Source organism: Bartonella sp. MF74HXZ (assembly GCF_042194445.1).
Taxonomy (GTDB): domain Bacteria; phylum Pseudomonadota; class Alphaproteobacteria; order Rhizobiales; family Rhizobiaceae; genus Bartonella; species Bartonella grahamii.
Window position 1 is genome coordinate 18,208 of record NZ_JBHIMW010000006.1, and the last position, 20,927, is coordinate 39,134.

General features: G+C 35.4%; 12 protein-coding genes. 5 read left to right on the forward strand and 7 right to left on the reverse strand.

Going from position 1 to position 20,927, the window contains the following annotated elements:
• Nucleotides 1–101 precede the first annotated feature (101 nt).
• Complete coding sequence (locus tag ACFIJ8_RS06260) at nt 102–911, reverse strand: TrmH family RNA methyltransferase (protein ID WP_375629021.1); 810 nt, start codon at nt 909–911, stop codon at nt 102–104.
• A gap of 763 nt (nt 912–1,674) precedes the next feature.
• Between ACFIJ8_RS06260 and ACFIJ8_RS06265 the strand changes: the two genes are divergently transcribed.
• Nucleotides 1,675–2,583 carry a cation diffusion facilitator family transporter gene (locus ACFIJ8_RS06265; protein ID WP_273788027.1) on the forward strand — a complete coding sequence of 303 codons (909 nt, stop codon included), beginning with the start codon at nt 1,675–1,677 and terminating at the stop codon, nt 2,581–2,583.
• A 1,231-nt stretch (nt 2,584–3,814) separates the two neighbouring features.
• Here ACFIJ8_RS06265 and ACFIJ8_RS06270 read toward each other — a convergent pair.
• On the reverse strand, nt 3,815–4,651 hold the full coding sequence (locus ACFIJ8_RS06270; RefSeq protein ID WP_273788028.1) for a DUF1460 domain-containing protein: 837 nt from the start codon (nt 4,649–4,651) through the stop codon (nt 3,815–3,817).
• A 770-nt stretch (nt 4,652–5,421) separates the two neighbouring features.
• Here ACFIJ8_RS06270 and ACFIJ8_RS06275 point away from each other — a divergent pair.
• Nucleotides 5,422–6,642, forward strand: coding sequence for an MFS transporter (locus tag ACFIJ8_RS06275; protein WP_375639220.1), 1,221 nt, complete (start codon nt 5,422–5,424; stop codon nt 6,640–6,642).
• Nucleotides 6,643–7,612: 970 nt separating this feature from the next.
• Here ACFIJ8_RS06275 and carA read toward each other — a convergent pair.
• A complete protein-coding gene (gene carA / locus ACFIJ8_RS06280; RefSeq protein ID WP_375639221.1) occupies nt 7,613–8,809 on the reverse strand; it encodes a glutamine-hydrolyzing carbamoyl-phosphate synthase small subunit in 1,197 nt (398 codons plus the stop codon).
• Between the two features lie 257 nt (nt 8,810–9,066).
• Between carA and ACFIJ8_RS06285 the strand changes: the two genes are divergently transcribed.
• Nucleotides 9,067–9,519, forward strand: a complete 453-nt coding sequence (locus ACFIJ8_RS06285) for a GatB/YqeY domain-containing protein (protein WP_015856668.1) — start codon at nt 9,067–9,069, stop codon at nt 9,517–9,519.
• A 678-nt stretch (nt 9,520–10,197) separates the two neighbouring features.
• On the opposite strand, the gene ubiC is transcribed toward ACFIJ8_RS06285, so the two are convergent.
• The 4 genes from ubiC to ACFIJ8_RS06305 all read right to left on the reverse strand — a co-directional run bounded on the left by ubiC (nt 10,198) and on the right by ACFIJ8_RS06305 (nt 15,914).
• The gene (gene ubiC, locus ACFIJ8_RS06290) at nt 10,198–10,707 is read right to left on the reverse strand and encodes a chorismate lyase (protein WP_375629032.1); all 510 of its coding nucleotides are present in this window, start codon (nt 10,705–10,707) and stop codon (nt 10,198–10,200) included.
• A gap of 1,112 nt (nt 10,708–11,819) precedes the next feature.
• Complete coding sequence (locus tag ACFIJ8_RS06295) at nt 11,820–12,071, reverse strand: GlsB/YeaQ/YmgE family stress response membrane protein (RefSeq protein WP_015856666.1); 252 nt, start codon at nt 12,069–12,071, stop codon at nt 11,820–11,822.
• Between the two features lie 863 nt (nt 12,072–12,934).
• Complete coding sequence (locus tag ACFIJ8_RS06300; protein ID WP_273788032.1) at nt 12,935–14,626, reverse strand: Na/Pi cotransporter family protein; 1,692 nt, start codon at nt 14,624–14,626, stop codon at nt 12,935–12,937.
• A gap of 70 nt (nt 14,627–14,696) precedes the next feature.
• Nucleotides 14,697–15,914: a mechanosensitive ion channel family protein gene (locus ACFIJ8_RS06305; RefSeq protein WP_375639222.1), complete on the reverse strand. Its 1,218-nt coding sequence runs from the start codon at nt 15,912–15,914 to the stop codon at nt 14,697–14,699.
• Between the two features lie 135 nt (nt 15,915–16,049).
• Between ACFIJ8_RS06305 and dnaG the strand changes: the two genes are divergently transcribed.
• Nucleotides 16,050–17,987 carry a DNA primase gene (dnaG, locus tag ACFIJ8_RS06310; protein ID WP_375639223.1) on the forward strand — a complete coding sequence of 646 codons (1,938 nt, stop codon included), beginning with the start codon at nt 16,050–16,052 and terminating at the stop codon, nt 17,985–17,987.
• A gap of 390 nt (nt 17,988–18,377) precedes the next feature.
• The gene (gene rpoD, locus ACFIJ8_RS06315) at nt 18,378–20,393 is read left to right on the forward strand and encodes an RNA polymerase sigma factor RpoD (RefSeq protein WP_273788086.1); all 2,016 of its coding nucleotides are present in this window, start codon (nt 18,378–18,380) and stop codon (nt 20,391–20,393) included.
• Nucleotides 20,394–20,927: the final 534 nt, after the last annotated feature.

Here is a 20,927-nt window from a genome sequence, read left to right on the forward strand (position 1 = left end):
TTTAATCAATGCTTTCAAATGCTAGGGAACAGCAACATTATTGGGACTGATAGATAACATACAGCATCGGATATGTTTTACAACTTAAAGTGTTATCATCTTTAGTGGTCAAAGTTGGTAAAATGGGCAAGTGCAATACCTGAGGCTGTGGCAACATTAAGGCTGTCAAAACCGTTAGTCATGGGAATACGTAAGGTTTTTGATTGTTGTAGTATATGGGGCGGTAAGCCATCGCCTTCTGTTCCAAAAATAAGTGCCATTCTTTTAGTTTTGTTGGCTTGCTTGAGAGTGTGTGAAGCAGAAGGGGAGAGTGCATAAAGATGAAAGTTTTTATCCTTTAGAGCAGCTATAATGTCATTTATATCAGCGTTTTGCGTATAGGGTACTTTTAAAGCAGCGCCGGCAGAAACTCTTATTGATTTACGATAAAGTGGATCGCATGAAGTTTTGTCGACAATAATGCCATTGCTGGCAAAGGCTGCTGCATTACGAAAAATTGATCCCATATTATCGTGATTCGAGATACCACATAAAACAAGAATCAAAGCTTTTTCTGGAAGATGTTGTAGAAAACTTTGTAAGGATGGCAGTGTTTTGCGTTTACCAATACCCAAGACACCACGATGAACATGGAAGCCGGTGATATTATCCATGACTTTTTGTGGAACACAATAAATGGGACATAGAGGCTGTGTTTTTTCTAAAAGCGGTAGAAGTCCAGAGAGACGGTTTGCTACGATGAGCAGTGAGATGGCAGAAAAATCTTTCGAGTGCAGTAATGCGGACAATGTTACTTTGCCTTCAGCAATAAATTGATGTTGCCGTCCAACAAGATCTTTTTCACGGATATTATGATAGGCTTTTAGGCGTGGATCATCTGTTTCATTGATTGTTATGATATTCAAATGCATGCGAGATTTTTAGTGCTTTTTTCTTATGATTTCCAGATGTTAGAATTTATTTTATTTAAAAAAAAGAGATAAAAAAACATTATTTTGAAACTTATGGTAGAATTTATGTTGACAATATACAACCATAGGTGTAGTATAAAAACACTGGTACGGAATCATATATTTTTCTCGTATCGGGTGCAGTGTCTTGGGTCCCCGCTATTTCCCAAGTTCTGTATGCCCTTAATTTCTAAGGGAAAAGAATCTGGGTCCCCAATGCCCAGATTCTTTTTTTGAGGGTAGTCATTGTTTTTCTTTATTTATATCTCAATTTTTTAGTAAATCACATTTCAAAATGCAGTTGACCTGTAAGGTTACAGTAGAGTGCTAAGATATTTTTCTAGGGTTCAAAGATGGCTTATAGATGGGTTATAATGCGCATCATAAGACTGAAAAGTAATGCATGATCATGATACATTTGAGCAAAAAAGTTTTTCGTTTATGAGATGTGAGATGGCTTTAAGTTATTCAGAAAACGATTAATAATGAAGGTGATGTGTTTGATTGCTCTTGGGAAAGCTCTTTGTTTATTCTGTTCCTCTCTTCTTCCTTTATTGATTCTGTTCGTGTAACTGAGCAGTTTTTACGATAATAATGTGAGCTGAAGCGTTTATTGTATGCTGAAGCTTCTGTAATATTGAGGAAATATTGTCGATATGCCAAAAGTATAATTATATGGTTGAAAATATTAATCCCTTATTTCGTGAAGAAAAGGATGAGGTTCATGGATGTAAAAATCAATATACAAAGCTTAACTTTATACTCTATTTTTATTGCGTGTATTGTTTTTGCTTTGAAATATTGGGCATATCACATCACAGGTTCGGTTGCACTTTATTCTGATGCATTGGAATCAATAGTTAATATTCTTGCGTCATTGGCAGCATGGTGGGCTGTTAAAGTGAGTATGAAGCCAGCGGATCAGGATCATCCCTTTGGGCATCATAAAGCAGAATATTTTTCTGCCATTCTTGAAGGGATACTCATTATTATTGCGGCAATTGTTATTTTAAGAGAAGCATGGATAGCTCTTTCTACCGTTCAATTATTGCAGAAGCCTGGAATATGGCTTGTTATTCATCTTATTGCAACTGTCATAAATTGTATGTGGGGAATGGTCCTTATTTGGCAGGGAAAACATCATCGCTCACCGGCTCTTAAAGCTGATGGAGTCCATTTTATAACAGATGTTTTTACTTCGCTTGCAATTATAATTGGTCTGATTGCTGGTTTTGTAGGAGGATGGGGAGTTTTAGATCCAATTTTAGCGATAATCGTTGCCGTTAATATTCTCTTGCAGGGATGGAAGGTGATTAGAAATGCTGTTCAGGGATTAATGGATGTCGGCGTTGAATTGAATGAAAGCATGCGGATTCGGGAGCTGATTTCTGCAAATGCATCTGGTGCGCTTGAGGTTCATGATTTACGGACGCGTGTTGCTGGGAGGGTTACTTTTATAGAGTTTCATTTGGTTGTGCCTGCTGTAATGCAGGTAGGAGAAGCACATAAAATTTGTGATAAAATCGAAGGTGTTCTTCAAAAAGAATTTGATAATGTGCGTATTTCTATTCATGTCGAGCCTGAAGATGAGGCAAAATTGCCTCCCGGTACAACGGTGGTACCTTTTATATAAAAAGATTTTTTTCAAATTGCCTGTCATGTTATGGAGATTGTTTTTTATGATGGGGCGATTCATACCTCTCGAAAATACAATGAATCTCTTTCGTTGATTTAATTTTTGCATCAATCAATTATAAAAGATTAAACAGAGTATTTAAGGCAAGATTTATTCTATTTCGTTAAAATACTGTCATTTAAGGTGGGGGGAGATAAGGCATATAAAATTTGATCTATTAAGTGTTTTTAGAGTGTGGAGTAAATATTCAAAATAGGGCTTGCCGATGTATTCTTGTGTAAGTGAATCTCATGAAATGGTTAGCCGCTTAAATTCACTTAAGAGAACGGATTGTTTACAGACTGTCGGGAGTAGATGTTTCGTTTCTTAGGGCGAAGAGGAATGAAGCTTTCGTAATAAGTTTAATGAGATTTAATTATAAATTTTATATGAAAGTTATGAATAGAATTTTAAAGTTTGTGATCATAGATCAATCATTATTGTTGCTAATAAATGTGTTATTCTATCGATAAAATGTGTTCTGTTTTAAGTGTTCTTTATTGCATGAAGGATAGGGGACTCATTAAAGAATGAAAAAACAAAAAATAATGCTCATATCTCTATTCTTTAAAGGATATTATTGTCGTTGCTTTAGAAAACCGCAAAGCTGAACTAAAGAATGATGCTAAAGATAGAAACTGGTTTTTAATTGATGCCTTCATATTTTTATTCCAATTTAGCATCAAAAATTTTACAATGACGCGTACAGTACTGGTGCATCCTAATCATAAATATGCTGCTATATCAGAGCTATTTTAATGTATAGACAACAAGAAAAAGCAAAGAATTTATGAGGAAAATAATACTATAAAGTCAAAAATTTATACGCAATAAATTAGAGAGATAGATCGAATTTTTATAAAATACTTTATGAGACAACAACCAAACATATCTGGCTTTACTTTTACTTATTTTTACAAACGTTCGTTTATGTCTTTTGCGTTATATTCATAAAGATCAGATTAGCGGTTATCTATAGATAACTCTTGGTTGAGAATATGAAAGGAAAGCGCGATACTATAGTAGAGTTTTGCCTGTCTTTATCGTTTAACCAGTAAAAGTGATCCCAAATCTGTGATTTCGTCACAAGTGATTTTATCATACCTATAAACGAAGTTAGATGTTTACCTGAATAACTACAGTATATATTTTAAGAATAGAGAAGATATTTCATATCACTATGATGTTATTAAAGAGCTCTTAAAACAATGATTCCTGGTGTTTTTGCAACATAATCCATAAAAGGAGAATCAACGACTTTTTCGTTTGCTTTTCGTGAAGAAGCATTTCTTAACATTGGACCTTTATCTGTCATGATAAAGAAGCCCACGTGTGTTACATCCAATCCAGCAAGTTTTGTATAAATACCAATAAAATCACCAGACTGTAAACGACCTATAACCTCCTCATTAATAAAGTTGCTTGGAATATATGTTATCGTGCGTTTCACAACTGGCAACCCAGGTAGATAGCTTCCACCATCAGCTTTTTTGTTGAGATATTTTTCTATTTTTACCGCATGGGGACTTATTTCAGCGGTAATATCAGTGGCGAGTTTATATTCTCTATAAGCCCAGTCTGTAAAAAAATGTTTGCGATTTAAAAAATGAACATTACCGTTAATATAACGCGTTTTTATGACGTTATTTATGAATTCTGTTTGGGATGTTGATTTGCGTAATGCTTCAACATAATCCAGATAAGTGAAGCAATCTAAGCCTCTAAAATCAATAATCAGTTTTTCTGGTGTATTTTCTGAGCCATGTAACATATTTGCTTGGTAAGGTGTCCCTAAAAAAGCTTCAGAAAGAAAGTCAATTAGTGCCCCTTTTTCCTGATAATTTGTTTCTGAACGTTTTTTGAGAAGAGCATTTAGTTTATTTAGAGTATAAGGATCTAGTTTTACGTTGTTTGTTTGTTGTGTTTTTATTTTATTTCCTAAAATACTCTCTTGTGAATCAGAATCCTGAACATCATATCCTGTTACCAATATTAAAATGAGAACTAATAGAGATATTTTTCGCATTCTATACACCATTTTTGCATTAACAATTCATGACTAACTATTTCTAAAAGTGCTATTTTTTAAATGCGTATCACGATCATCATTAGATTTAACAGTAGCATATAATCATTAAGAGCATCAATGAATATAAAGATATAATCATGGTTTTTAAGGTTACAAAAATTGCAAGCGATATGAATAGTTTCTAAGATTATAGAATTAAAGAATATTTCTCTATAATATACTTATTTTTTAAATAAAACGATTGTCAGATAAATACTTTTAAAAATATGATGAGCTTTTTGCATTGTTAAGCTATTTGGGTGATGCTGCTTTAACCTTATAGCACATTCTGAGGGTAAGAAAATTCTTTAAGAGCTTATCTTTTAAAAGGTTTCAATTGCTATAGGATATCTAACGTATCAAATGGAATTGAGATTCCTGAAAATGGTGGTATGAGAAGGGGAAATGATGTCTGATAAAATCTATCATAATGTCTCTAAAACTATTGGAAATGCTCTGTGCTTCATGAAATTTTGTTTATGAGTTGGTCGCACAAATATTTTATTCGTATAATGCAAAAAAATATTTTTATGCTTTGACAATGATATACCAATTAAAGATATACTAATTAAAACGTAATTTTATATTTTTATCTTGACTCTTACTTAAATTTTTACTTTGTTATTATTTTATATATGACAAGTATATGGTATAGAATACTTTTAAAAGGAAAAGGGAGTAAAAAGATAGCGGGGGAGTAGTTGTATGCGTAAAATAGTGTGTATGTTATGCAAGACCAAATGCTCAATCCGAATTTTGTTCAGCGTGGGCTCGTTTTAGTGTTCATCACTTTATTGTTAGATATTCTTGGCATTGCGATCATTTGTCCTGTTTTGCCTGAATATTTTTCTCAATTAACTGGAAAAGATGTCAGTACATCTTTTGTAGAAAGAGGAAAATTACTTGCAGCTTATTCAGTGATGCAGTTTTTGTTTGCTCCTGTTATTGGCAATCTCTCTGATCGTTATGGTCGTCGTCCTATTTTGCTTCTCTCTATTATCTGCTTTGCTCTTGATAACCTCATATGTGCTATAGCATGGAGTTATTCTATGTTATTTATCGGGCGTCTTTTGTCAGGGATGAGTGGTGCTAGTTTTGCAACTTGTACAGCTTATCTTGCGGATATATCCGATGACAAAACCCGTACACGCAATTTTGGTCTGTTAGGCGTTGCATCCGCATTGGGGTTTATTTTAGGATCGTTTATTGGTGGTTTTTTAGGTCAGTTTGGTCCGCGTATTCCGTTTTATTTTGCTGCTGGTTTTTCACTCATTAATTTTATTTTTTCTTGGCTTATGCTTCCAGAAACTCTTTCTCTATGGAATAGGCGCTTTTTTGATATTAAGCGGGCAAATCCCTTAGGTGCTTTTTGGCACCTGAAACAATATCCGATGGTTCTTTGGGTGTTATTGGTCTTTTTTCTTTATTGGTTTGCGGAATCTGTATGGTTAAGCATTTGGGCTTTCATTGCAAAAGAACGCTATGATTGGAGTTCTTTTTCTATTGGGCTCTCCTATAGTGTTTTTGGGATAGGCCAATTTATTGTAGTCGCTCTCATTTTGCCTTATTTTTCTAAACGATGGAGTGATTGGCATATTGTTATAGTGGGGCTTTTGTTTGCTTCCGTTGCTATGCTAGGCTATACATTCGCAACGCAGGGGTGGATGGTTTATATGGTTTGTGCGTGTACAATGCTTGAATATCTTGTTCATGCACCTATACGTGCTATTGCTTCAGCGCAGGTACCAACAAATGTACAAGGAGAACTGCAAGGAGCGATGACATCTGTTGTTTCGTTAAGTTTAATATTTGGTTCTGTTTTTTATGTGTTTCTTTTTGAATGTTTTACAGATAAAAATACACAGTTTTATTTTTCTGGTGCTCCTTTTGTTGGAGGCTTTTTTCTTCTTGTCGTTGCGACAGTTATTTTTGTCTTGCGGGTACGTTAATTTGTTGAGGGGAGCTGGTACGTACTATTTTGCTAGAGAATGCACAAGATAAACAAAATGCATCATTTTATAGGTAAAAAGCTTTTTGTGATATTGTTTGTATAGTAGAGTCCGTATTTTTTCTATTGCGTGTAAATTAATATCCAGTGCTAATGCAGCAGCATATTGAAAACAAAGATTAAAACGTATCTGCGTTAGATGTATCAGTACTGTGCGAACAATTCCAAATTTTATATGGCAAGTTGGAAGTAAAATATTGCGTATATTTGTTTGCATCACTTCTGGAATCGAAAAAACTCATTTTGGAAGAATATAAAGTTGTAAAATTGAAAAACCGTTTCCTGTTTTGCCATCACTTTTTTATTCGGCTTTACAGCTTTCAAAACCATCTACGGTAATATCTTTTAAAAAGTAGAGATTTGTTACATGGTCTCACACTTTAGTTTTTTATTCTTTAATAGGAATTATGCTTCTCATGCAAAATAGAATGCTTAAAATTGTATTATGAATCTAATACTTATTTGAAGGAATAGCTTTCAATGTGTTTGCGCCAATTTCATGATAGTGCCAATAAAGAATATAAGGTAAAAGTCACTGTCAATGGTATAAGATCTGCTGTACACTACTTACTTTACGTATATAAAAGATGCAGCACCAATCATTCACTTTGCTAGTTTCTAATGTTCCGATAGCTCTGAGCTCTTGGTACGGTTAGGTGCTTTACTCTTTTTAAAAATGGTTTTTATCGACACACTTATCTTGCTTAGGGGGAAGCCAATGATTTTGATGAATACAATTCTAAGAGGAGAGGTCATGAGAAAAATTCAAGTTATTCAGTGCTCTCATCTTAGTTGCAAAATGATAAATAATAACACTTATTCAATAAGTTGTAGGTATACAAATAATATAGTTGTGTATGGGAAGATGATATAATTTAAAGGAGAGAAGCTAGAAAGTGAGATATTTTATTTTAAGATATTTTTTTATAATTCATAATGAGATCACAGAAATGCTGAAAGAGGTAGTGGCTATCTTGTGGTCCAGGAGAAGCTTCGGGGTGATATTGAACAGAAAAAACTGGTTTTCCAATGATTCGAATACCACAGTTTGAACCATCAAAGAGAGAAATATGTGTTTCTTGAACATGTTGTGGTAAAGAGGCAGAATCTACGGCGAAACCGTGATTCATCGATACAATCTCAACTTTTCCAGTGTTGAGGTCTTTAACTGGGTGGTTGGCACCATGATGTCCTTGGTGCATTTTCATGGTTTTTGCACCAACCGTAAGAGCGAGAAGTTGGTGACCAAGACATATTCCAAAAATTGGTAAATTATGATCAATTAATGTTTTGATCGTTGGAACGGCATATTGAGCCGTAGCTGCGGGGTCCCCTGGTCCATTAGAAAGAAAAACGCCATCAGGGTTCATTGCTAGAATTTCTTTTGCAGTTGTGTGGGCAGGTACAACAGTAATGCGTGCTTTTTGTGTTGCCATAAGGCGAAGAATATTACGTTTAATACCGTAGTCAATTGCAATGATATGAAGATTGTGCACATTGTTTGTACCGTATCCTTTATTCCAGCTCCATGGTTTTTCATCCCATTGCATTGATGATTGAGATGTCACGTCTTTCGTAAGGTCAAGATTGACGAGACCGTGCCATTTTTGCGCACGTTTCTTTAATGAAGGAATATCAAAAATTCCATTAGAATCATGTGCAATGACAGCATTTTGCGCACCTTTTTCACGAATAAGAATTGTGAGCGCACGTGTATCAATACCACAAAGTGCAATAATTTTACGCGTTTTAAGCCATTGATGAAGATTTTCATTGGCACGATAATTTGAGGGATGTGTAATGTCTGCCTTGAAAATAGCGCCAACAGCACCATGACAATTGAGAGGAGAGAGATCTTCAATATCTTCACTATTTGCCCCTACATTTCCTATATGAGGAAAAGTAAAATTAACGATTTGTTGTGTGTATGACGGGTCTGTGAGGATTTCTTCATAGCCTGTGATAGCGGTGTTAAAACACACTTCAGCTTCAGCAATACCTGTAGCACCTGCTCCTTTGCCTTCAATAACGGTTCCATCAGCTAAGACTAAGAGGGCTGTAGGTTTTTTGATACTCCAAGGGTGGCTGGGTGAAGTCGTTTGTATCATAGTATGTATCCACAATTTATTCTCTGAAAGGTATAATGATCAACTTTACACAAAAATCATACCTTTAACAGATGCTGTGTATATTATTCTGGTAATGTTTCGCTTGAAATAGGCAGTATAAGTACATTCCATGAAGAGGTAAAGTCTTGTTTTAGCTTTTCGAAGATCGAGTCCTTAATTATTTTTTTATCCTCCATTGCAAGATGGATAAAGATTGGTTAAAAGGCTTTTTTTCTTGAACAAAATTGGATAAATTTATGTTGCGTAACCAGATTGATGGGGCTCTTAGGGCTGCTTTGAAAGCGCAAGATAGTGCGCGTCTTGCTACACTTCGTTTAATGAATGCTGCAGTTAGGGATCGTGATATCCTTTATTATGATCAAGGGAAGTTAGAAGTGGATGATCAGCAGATACAGTCTGTTTTCACTAAAATGCTTCAACAGCGTGAAGAATTGATGCGAGTCTATAAAGAGTCTGGTTGCCTAGAATTGGCAGAGAGAGGACAAGCAGAAATAGAAGTTATTCGTGAGTTTCTTCCTTATCAACTTAAGGAGATGGAAGTAGAACAGGTTCTCTGTGAAGCTTTAGCACAAACAAAAGCTGAAAAATTACGCGATATCGGTAAGGTGATGGCATGGCTTAAGGAACGGTATGCGGGGCAAATGAATTTTTCTAAAGTGTGCAATAGTCTTCGTAAGAAATTGCAATAGATCTTATTAATTCAAGGGGATTGGGAAATATTTTTTATTGTGCTTCGCCTTTGTAAGTCAGTAGGATTTTGATAAATATCATTTATCTTGTACATATATACTATTATCAAAAAATATTTTTTTAAAATAAACGAATCTTTTTTGGAGCTCATAGGGCAATAAAAACATCTTTTATGTATTATATTTTTCTGTTCTTCAAAGCTGTTAGATCATTAACAAAATAAAAAAATTATAGAGTCTCTACTTAAAAAAAAATCTATTGTCTGCACTGTTAAAAATTTTAAAATAGGATGATTAAGCTAATTGATACAGATTTCTAATTTTGGGGAGTGTGTTGCTGTCTTTTTTGCTGTTTCAAAGCATTTTTTTAATAAAGAGTTGCCGTATTTTTTAGAGTGGTGATTATTCGGTAAGAGATTTAAATGTAGATGATATTTATCAATATGATGTGTATCTTCTTAATTCAAGCGCTGGTTTTAATGATAAGAAAATCAGAACTTTAAAATGTTTTTTCTATAGAAGACATTTTTAAGCTGAGTTGATGAAATGAAAAGATATTTTTAAAATAAGTCTTTGTTTGTAATGTGTTTTGAGCTGATTTTGAAATTCTTTTCTCTGATTAAATCCCTTATAAGCTATATAAAATCTATAAATTATGCAGAATAAAATGAGTAATCTCTATTTGTAGGGATACAGTGGTGAATCTGTTAAAAATAGTTCAGTTAGCAACAATGGCTTACCCGTTAACCGTAAACGGGAACGGCGTGCCCATAGCACACCTTGTTGACCAATATGAATGTAATCGCGGGTTAATTGGTCATGGTTAAATAAATAATGTCCTAGAGGTACAGTTCCCAAATGCATCAAGGCTTGATTGTGTAGGAGGGTTTCTTGTGGAATTACAGTGCGTCCAAGGAGCCAAGGTTTATTATCTCCCATCAATATGATTTCGCGTAGCCAATAACGCGCACTTTCGGGGAGATGCTCTGCTTCGTCTGTTAATTGATCTCGCGTAATAAAACATTCGCGTTGTGGTTGAACTTGGAGGCAGGTACAATATTTCTTTAATCGAAGCGTCATTGAGCCCGATTCCATGAGCCAATCGCGAATATTTTCTGGTATTGGAGGATTTTGATCAGAGAGCCACTTTAGAGGTGGTAAGATGGAATCTTCAAGATCAGACATCATTTTACTCCACATTTAAAGTCTTATTCCATATGTTATGTTGGGCGAACTAAAATAAATAGCTCTATTGTAATACAAGGAGTATAAAAGCAGCAAGATTTTAACAGAAAGATATCAAAGGTCTTTAAAAGAAGATATGCGGAAAATACCTATCATAGGATCATTTTCATTAAAAAGGCAAAATAAGGTATTATGTTTTATCCAAGGCGCTTTCACACAATGCATTACGGAAATTTCTTTATCTCATGAGAGCAATGGGAAAAATGTTTTGTGCTTTAAAATTTGTTTGTAACGCATATAAAAAATCATCTATGTAAGATGATATAAAGAGGAAACTGTAAGAGAAACAAAACTTTATTTTATACTTTAGAAAGTGAAGAGGTATTCAAACCTTTTGAATTGAGATGTAAAGAAGATCGTATTCTTTATAATAAGTAATTTTATAGTAATACATATATTTTTGAAAACTTTAAAATAGATTATATTATTTAAATTGTAATAAATTACTTCATATTACAGAATGTGTAGTTATTTTATAATAAAGTTATATTCATATGTATTTATAGTATATCTACTTTAGATATTCTTTTATTTCACAGATTAGAAAAAATTTCTTTATCATTTTTTCTTACCTTCTCTCTTTACTTCTTAAGAATGCAAAAGAGCTCTTCGATTTTTTCGGTAAAAAAGGTATTATTGATAAAGTGTATAGGCTTTAAGTGCTGTGCGGTAGAATCTTTAATCATCGTTAGTGATTTTTGTAACCTTATGGATTGTTATTACAGTGAGATGAGCTAGATTTGCAGTGAGATGAGCTAGATTTGCGCACACGGTACAAAAATAAGTTCGTATTTCGTTAAAATAACGCAACATATCTCTCCTGATATGCGTAAGTTTATATAGGTATGAAATGGTGCGTTATAAAGGTTTTTACTGCATTTCGTTTTAAAATCGTTTTAAAATACGGTGATGGTGTATGCCCAAAATTGCAGCTTAAGCATCTCACCATCATATCAAAACTGGTAACAACGAGTTACAGGGAAATATTTCAAACTTTTCTAGTTGTTTCCCAGTTTTTTATTGAATCCCTAAAAAGGTGTAAAAAAATAAATACTCTATGATCGAATTTTTTGTCCTATCCATATAAGAATACAGGCTCCTATAAAACCTGAAATAAGATAGCCAAGCCAACCAGCAAAACTTACACCTAAAAGACTAAAAAGAAAGCTTGCTAGCGCAGCGCCAATAATCCCTAAGATAATATTTAACAATATTCCTGTTTGGCTTTTCATAATATACTGTGCAGCCCAACCTGCGATCCCGCCGATAATAATAGCTGCAATCCAACCGATGTTTGCATCTTCCATGATACCCTCCTTTGCCTGAACTTAAATTGTAACTAGAGTAAACTTTATAAAAATCAAGATTTATTCCTTTTTTATCCAGTGGAAAGGATATTTCTGTTAGAAATTTTACTTATTATTTTCCTTTATATTAAAATAATATTCACATTTATATCATAATAATACTTAACAAGCGTAAATATATAACACATTTTAATTTATAAATAAATTAATTATTTGAGAAAATATGAATAAAAGAAGAAAGTATTAGTGAAAATGCTTTAAGAAGTCATAAAGTTTATTTATAAGCTTTTTTAAGCTCTCTCTTAAGTTTAAAAAAACAATTGTGATTAAAGCAATAAGTAAAATGGATATTTAAAAGTTTGGAGCTTGCTAATTGATATCAATGATGTTTGAAATGAAATTAAAACTGTTTTGTTGACACGTTATAGAATGGCTGTATAGGTTGAGCCTCTACCAATCTTGATATAAATGTTGCATTTTTGTGGAGTTTTGCATCCCTTATTAGAGTATTTCTGTTTTTGCTGCTACTGTGGGGCAATTCCTTTTTACAAGGCGAGTTTAGGTTGGAACTATTATACTCTTGACTTTCTCTTTATGTGTTTAACAGTCTTGGTTTTGAGATGATTAGGCATTTTTACGTCTTTCTTCAAGAGTTCTATTCTACATGCTGCTTTGTTTATAATGTGCAAGCAAATGACTTTGAGTAATTCATCATGAATAGATTTTAAATGAAAGAAAGTTACGATGCAGAAAGCTCATTTAAATTGTCAAATAATAAAATATTTTAATTAAATCAATATCTTGACCATATTCAAAATCGAGTAATCGATATGATGTATTTCTTATTCAAGTTATTTAAAAGTTTAAGGTTTTTCTGTTTGTTCTTCAGCAGGGTTGCGTAGGCGAGAACTTTGAAGAAGTCCCTGTTCTTCTAAAATGGGGTAGATCATTGAGGTCAAAAGAGAGTTGATTTGTTTGAGGTCGCGGACAGTGTCGAGATGAAGACTGGATGATTCTATATTTTTGAGATCCCCTTCACGCAAACGTTTAAAATGTTTTAAACTCATCTCCTTTTCTAAGTTTCGTAGTTGATCCTTTTTTTGTACCAATAGGTGTGCAGTGTGTGTATCACGTGAGACGAGAACGTTAAATGCTATATGCGCGTTGGCTAGTACAATGGCGTGGAAACGAAGGAGATCATTCCAGCCCTCACTGCTGAACTGTAAACCTTTTTGTTGTTTCTTTTTAACCAGCATCAGCATATTATGAATAATGATATCGCCTGCTTGGTCTAATTTTATACAGGCGCCTAGAAGTTCTTGCGTTTGAAGAGCTTCTTCGTCAGATAATTTTTGTCCCGCTAATCGTGCAAGATAAAGTTTGATGGCGATATGTTTTTTGTCCAATATGGTGTTGAGTTGGTTAAGTTCACGAATAATATTGGGATCAGGATTTTCATAAAGTCCCATGATTTTTTCTAGCATGATGTCTACAAGATCACAAATATGAATGACTTCACGCATGACATTTGAGAGAGCGAGAGAGGGGCGTTCAAGCACACTGTCATCAAGAGCTGTTTGATCCGATAAATTGAGCGTTTTGTCGGCTTGCGTTTTTTTTGCACTTATATGAACAATTTGAGTGGTTAATTTTAAAACCCATTTTGAAAGCGGTATTCCAGCAAGGAGAATGAAAACATTAAAAATAATGTGGGCGTTGATCACTTGAGTAGGGGCGTTATTGCCAAGCCATGTGATGGGAGGGCGAAAGGAGAGAAATAAGATAAGTACAAGGATTGAACCGGCCCCACGCATGAGTAAATTTCCTAAGGGAACGAGGCGGGTATTAGGAGAGGCGTTGCGCGTTAAAAGTGGTGCTATAAGAGAAGAGCCAAAGTTGACACCAAGAACCATGACAACACAGAGTTGCGTATGGATAAGATCGTAGTTGGCAAAATTGACCAGCAAAATGATTCCTGCAATAGATGAATGTAAGAGGTAGGTTAAGCCAGCAGCCAACAAAAAAGTGGAAACAGGATCGGTTGAAAGATAACGAATGATGCTAGGCAAAATTTCGCTTTCACGTAAAGGTTCTGTCGCTGTACTTATCATCTCTAAAGATAAAATTAACAGACCAATACCGATGACAATACGTCCTATTTGACGCCACTCACGTTTTTCTGTTGTCATGAAGATACAAGTGCCAATTAAAAGACAAAGGGGTACAACAAGTGTGAGATCATAGGTGAGAATTTTAACAACGATTGCTGATCCTAATTCTCCTCCGCGTACAGCCATAAGTCCCGCTACTCCAGAGACAAAACCAGATTCAACGAAAGAACCAACAAGGAGCGTTATTGCTGTAGAGCTTTGTAAAATCATTGCTGTAAAAAGCCCAAAACTTACCGCAAACAATGGTTTTGAAATGACGTGGCACATTTTATATTTAAGTTTGTCACCATAGGCGCGTTCAATTCCTGTGCGCACCATGCGTGTGGCCCAGAGAAGTAAAGAAATAGCGCCGGCAAGATGAAGGAGTACCAATGAACCATTCATGATACTTTATTCTTTCTCTGTTGTTATGAGTATGTTTGCCTCAAAATTGATAAATTAAAGTTTATCGTTTTTATTTCGCTTTTGCTTTTAATACTTGATTAAAATCATAACCGCTTGGATTTTGAAAAACCTTTAGACCAAAACAGGGAAGAATGGAATAAAGGTGATCAAAAATATCACCTTGAATTTGTTCGTAGTCTATCCAAACGGTGGTGTTCGTAAAGCAATAAATTTCCAATGGTAAACCATTTTCTGTAGGAGGTAATTGCCGTGCCATAAAGGTCATATTAGGGTTGATGTTTATATGTTGTTGTAGATAAGCAAAAACATAAGCACGAAAAGTTCCAATGTTGGTTAAACGGCGCGTATTGGCTAAGACATCATGATTTTTATCTAATTGAGCGTTCCATTGGTCAATTTCTGCTACTTTTTGCGTGAAATAATTTTCTAATAAATTAAATCGGGAAAGATATTTTTGTTCTTCTTCTGTGAGAAAATGGATACTTGATTGATCAATAAAAAGGGAGCGTTTGATGCGTCTTCCACCCGATTCTTGCATTCCACGCCAATTTTTAAAAGGGTCGGTCACAAGTTTACGGATAGGAACTGAGGTGATGGTGTTGTCGAAATTTTGAACTTTAACAGTATGCAGGGCAATTTCAATAACATCACCATCGGCACCGAGATTGGGAATTTCAATCCAATCACCAACGCGAACCATGTCAGTGGATGAAATTTGAATACCGGCAACGAGAGAAAGAAGCGTATCTTGAAAAATTAACATGAGAACCGCGGCCATTGCACCAAGACTGGAGAAGAGAATAAGAGGGGAGCGGTCAATCAATGTAGCGACCATTAAAACTGTCGCAACAGCAAAAAGTGCAATTTTAGCAATTTGAATATAACCTTTTATTGGTTTTAACCGTGCTGTTGGTTGTTGTTCGTAGAGGATGTTAATGACATTGAGACAGGCAGAAATTGTCAGAACAACAAAAAAGATAATGAAGGCGTTAGCAACATTACCGATGACAGTACTGAATGCATTGGGCAATGTTGGTATAAAATTAACTCCAACTGAAATAATAAAGGCTGAAATGATATTCGCTATGTATTGAATAGCATTATTAATATCGATCGTTGTATTTTTGGGGAGAAAAGAAGAGAGTTTTTTTGCTCCGTGAATAAGTAATTTTCGTCCTAGAAAGTTGACTAAAAGGGCAAATATAGTAAGAATAATAAGCCAAGAAATAGCCTCTAACCACGGATATTGAACAATAAATTCGATCACTTTTCCACTCTCCATTTCTAAAATTATATGCAGTTAAGAGTTTAAAATTTTACAACTACTTAAGAGGAAGTATTGGAATTATGCTCTAAAGTCGTTAAATATGCAAAAAAGAATTTTCAAACTCTGTGAGAGATAATGCGTTTTCCGCCCGATTTCCTTAATGAACTGCGTACTAGACTCCCAATTTCAACAGTGATTGGTCAACGGGTGGATTTTGATCCTCGAAAAAGTAAGCCTTCACGGGGAGACTTTTGGTGTTGTTGTCCATTTCATGGTGAAAAAACGCCAAGTTTTCATTGTGATGATCATAAAGGGCGCTATTATTGTTTTGGTTGTGGTGTCAGTGGAGATATTTTTACCTTTTTGTGTGAGCTTGATGGATTGCACTTTTCAGAAAGTGTAGAGCGTTTGGCTGATTTTGCGGGAATGAAACTCCCTATTTTGGATTCACAAAGTCATAAACGTCAACTGGAAAAAGCTGAACTTTATGATGTGATGAAAATTGCTACAGATTTTTTTCAATATAATTTACGCGATAAAGGAGGTGTGCAAGCACGTCGTTATCTGGATGCACGTGGTGTGACACCAGAGCTCGTAGAGCGTTTCCGCATTGGTTTTGCACCGGTAAGGCGTACAGCTTTGAAAGAAGCTTTGAGTGCACGGGGCATTTCAATAAAGCAAATGGAAGAATGTGGACTTCTCACAGTGCGTGAGGGGAGTGCGGATTCTTATGACCGATTTAGAAATCGCATTATGTTTCCTATCGAAGATTTGCGCGGACGTGTGGTGGCTTTCGGAGGGCGTGCATTAGAGAAAGAGACACGAGCAAAATATCTCAATAGCCCTGAAACAGTGCTGTTTCATAAAGGAAATATACTTTATAACGCGGTAGCAGCTCGCAAAAACAGTCGCTTTGTTGGCGATGAAAAAAATCATTCACTCCTTGTTGTTGAGGGGTATATGGATGTCATTGCATTGACTAAAGCTGGTTTTGAAGGAGTTGTAGCGCCCTTAGGGACAGCATTAACGGAAGCGCAAATTGAGCTTTTATGGCAGATGGGGAAGGAGCCCATTTTGTGTTTTGATGGTGATGATGCTGGTTTAAACGCTGCTTTTCGTGTTGCTGATCGTGTGTTGCCTCTTTTAAAGGCTGGGGTTTGTGTACGCTTTGTTTTGTTGCCACAAGGAAAAGATCCTGATGAAATTGTTTGTGCTGGTGGAGCACAACTTTTTTCTTCTTTTTTGCAAAAAGCAATTCCTTTGAGTGAGCTTTTATGGTGGCGAGCTACCTATGGAAAGCATTTTGAAACTCCAGAGACACGAGCAGCGCTAGAAAAACAACTAAAACAACAAATTTTTACGATTAAGGATGAAGATGTCCGTCGTTATTATTTGCAAGATGTAAAAAAACGCCTTTTTGATTTTTTTCGTCCCTCTTTTTCGAAAAAAAAGGGAGAAGGGCGATATGATCAATCTTCATCAAATAGGATCTTTAAAGATCAATCCTTTTCTCTGTTAGCAAATTCTGAAATAGTACGAAATTCTTCGCAATCTATTCCTTTGCGAGAAGCAGTGATTTTACTCACTTTAGCTTACTACCCTGAGTTGTGGTATGAAAATTTTGAAATTCTTTCTGAGTTAGAATTAAAAAATACTCAATTGATGTGCTTTCATCAAGCTATGTTGGAAATTCTTGGGAATCAACAGCTTCATGATAAGGAGACGATGGTTGCGCTCTTAGAAAAAAGAGGGCAAAAGGCTCTGTTAGAGCGTATGAAACATCTTGTGCAAAATATTGGTATGCGTATTATTTTTGGTAGAGCTTCTATAGAGGATGCACGTGCGATATTAAAACAAGCTGTCTACTTGCATCTTCAAGAACACCACCTACATAAGAGATTACAGGATATTAAAGAGCAACTTGTAGAAAATCCTAAGAGTGAGGTTTTTGATCTGCTTCGTGAGGTAAAAAATGAGCTGGAGCAGATGCAGGCAACAGAAGCGTTAATTGAAGGGTTTGGAAGTTGGTTGGATGAAAAAATAGACGGGAATACACAAGATACGATAAAATGATTCGCTTTTTTAATGCGAATCAGTCACTTAAATTTTAGATGAGGAAGTTTATGGGAGTGACATTTTCATAAAGATGGCAATTAAATTTTAGGAAAAGCGGGTAAATTTTAGGAAAAGCGGGAAATTGGTTCTTACGATAGGGTACAGAGATTATCTCAGAAGGGCTGAGAGGTGTCGGGGAAACTTCTGGAGTTTTCCCGCGTTTTTGTCTGGATGTCAAGCTTGTCTGGATGTTAAGGCGTATACAAAATGTATTCTTTCCAATAGTAATCTCTTAAAAGGAAGTATATATGAGAAACTATTGGTAGATTTTAGTGAGAGCAAAAAAAACTGGTCACATGGAAACTATGGTTACATGGAAACTGTGAAGTGGTCGAGTGGAGTTATGGTATGGCAACAAAGGTTAAACAGAAAGATAATGCAGAAGTAACAAGCCAAGCAAGTTTGGATGGTCCTCTTCTTGATTTTTCTGATGATGCCATCAAGAAAATGATTAAACTTGCCAAAAAAAATGGCTACGTAACAATGGATGAACTCAATGCTGTTCTTCCTTCTGACGAGGTTACATCCGAACAAATTGAAGATATCTTGGCGATGTTCTCTGAGATGGGGGTTAATGTTGTGGATGATGAGGATGAGGTTGAGTCTGAAAATTATGAAGAAGAAGTTACAGTAGAGGGTGGTGATTTAGTAGAGGCCTCTAGCCACGCAATTGCAACGACAACGAATAAACGCGAAGTAACAGATCGTACGGATGATCCGGTGCGTATGTATTTGCGTGAAATGGGAGCTGTTGAGCTTCTTTCACGGGAAGGTGAAATTGCCATTGCTAAGCGTATTGAAGCAGGGCGTGAGACAATGATTGCGGGACTTTGTGAGAGTCCTTTAACTTTTCAGGCTCTTATTATATGGCGTGACGAGTTAAAAGAACAGCGTATTCTTCTTCGTGAAATTATTGATCTTGAAACGACTTATGCTGGTCCAGAAGCAAAGCAGGCTCCTGTTATTGAGCGAAGTGAAGTGAATAAGACAGAAGAAGAAAAAATGTCTTCTGGTATACGTAATATGGGGGAGAGCGCAGGAGAGAGAAACATTGAAGACGATGATGAAGAAGACGATGACGATGTTAACTTATCGCTTGCTGCAATGGAAAATGAACTTTGTCCTCAAGTTATGGAAACATTGGATTTTATCGCTCAAACCTATGTGAAATTACGAAAATTACAAGATCAGCATGTTGAAAGCAGTTTGGCAGAGCGTAAAGAGGGGGCCCTTACATCTTCTCAGAAGAAGAAATATATTCAATTAAAGGGTGAGTTGATTCAAGCAGTAAAATCTCTTTCTTTAAACCAAAATCGTATCGAAGCTTTGGTTGAACAGCTTTATGACATCAATAAGAGATTGATTCATAATGAAGGTAAGCTAAAACGGATTGCCAACAGTTATGGCATTGGCCACGAGGATTTTTTAAAAGAATACCAAGGGCGTGAATTGGACGCAGATTGGATGAATTATATTGCTGCTTTGCCTACACCTGGTTGGAAAGAATTTTCGATGCGGGAAGCAAAAGAAATCCAAAAACTGCGAAGTGAGATACAAAATCTTGCGCAAGAAACGGCTATTTCGATTGGTGAATTTCGTCGGATTGTTATGCAGGTGCAGAAAGGTGAACGCGAATCAACAATTGCGAAAAAAGAGATGGTAGAATCTAATTTGCGTCTTGTCATTTCAATTGCAAAAAAATACACTAATCGTGGTTTGCAGTTTCTTGATCTTATTCAAGAGGGCAATATCGGTTTGATGAAGGCTGTGGATAAGTTTGAATATCGGCGCGGCTACAAGTTTTCAACTTATGCAACATGGTGGATTCGTCAGGCTATTACACGTTCAATTGCTGATCAGGCGCGTACTATTCGTATCCCTGTTCATATGATTGAAACAATTAATAAAATCGTTCGTACATCGCGTCAGATTCTCCATGAAATTGGACGAGAACCAACACCAGAAGAATTATCTAGCAAGCTTTCTATGCCGTTGGAAAAAGTACGAAAAGTTCTGAAAATTGCAAAAGAACCCATTTCACTCGAAACGCCTGTTGGTGATGAAGATGATTCCCATTTAGGTGATTTTATTGAGGATAGGAATGCGTTATTACCAATTGATGCAGCTATCCAAGCTAATCTGCGAGATACGACAACACGCGTTCTTGCTTCATTAACACCGCGGGAAGAACGTGTTTTGCGGATGCGTTTTGGAATAGGGATGAATACAGATCATACGTTGGAAGAAGTAGGACAACAATTTTCAGTTACAAGAGAGCGTATTCGTCAGATTGAAGCAAAGGCACTTCGTAAATTAAAACATCCTAGCCGTTCACGAAAATTGCGTAGTTTTCTCGATTCTTAAATAAAGAAATTCGTGTGTATTTTAATAAATCTCTCTTTCTTCTTAATGAAGGGGAGGTGTGTCACATTGTACTTGGATGCTTTTTTGAGAAAATATGGGAAGAATTTGAATAATCCAGAAAGTTTACGATGTTTAATTTTTTTCTTAGCTTTTGAATTTTGTATTTCTCTTTCTGAAAATAACAGATGTAGGGCAAATACTGGTGTGGTAGTCATTTGAAAAAATGAACGAAAAACATTATCTTGTGTGTAGCGGCTCGTTTTTTAAGAAATAGGATTTATTAAGAATAAACTTATATTGCAACATACGGACTTTTTGATGAGAAATGTGTATTCGTTGCGGAATTTTTCTATCATTTTAGGTGACGCATTTTATTCTTTGTCAGTTTATAGAGGGATGTTTCAATAGGTGATATTCATTTATATGCGCTATTTTTTGAATATTCTCTTTTTATTCAGATAGATTTTAAGAAAACGGTTTAAAGTATACATTGAGTTGAATCTTTTTAAGAGACAGAAATAGATGAAATTATAG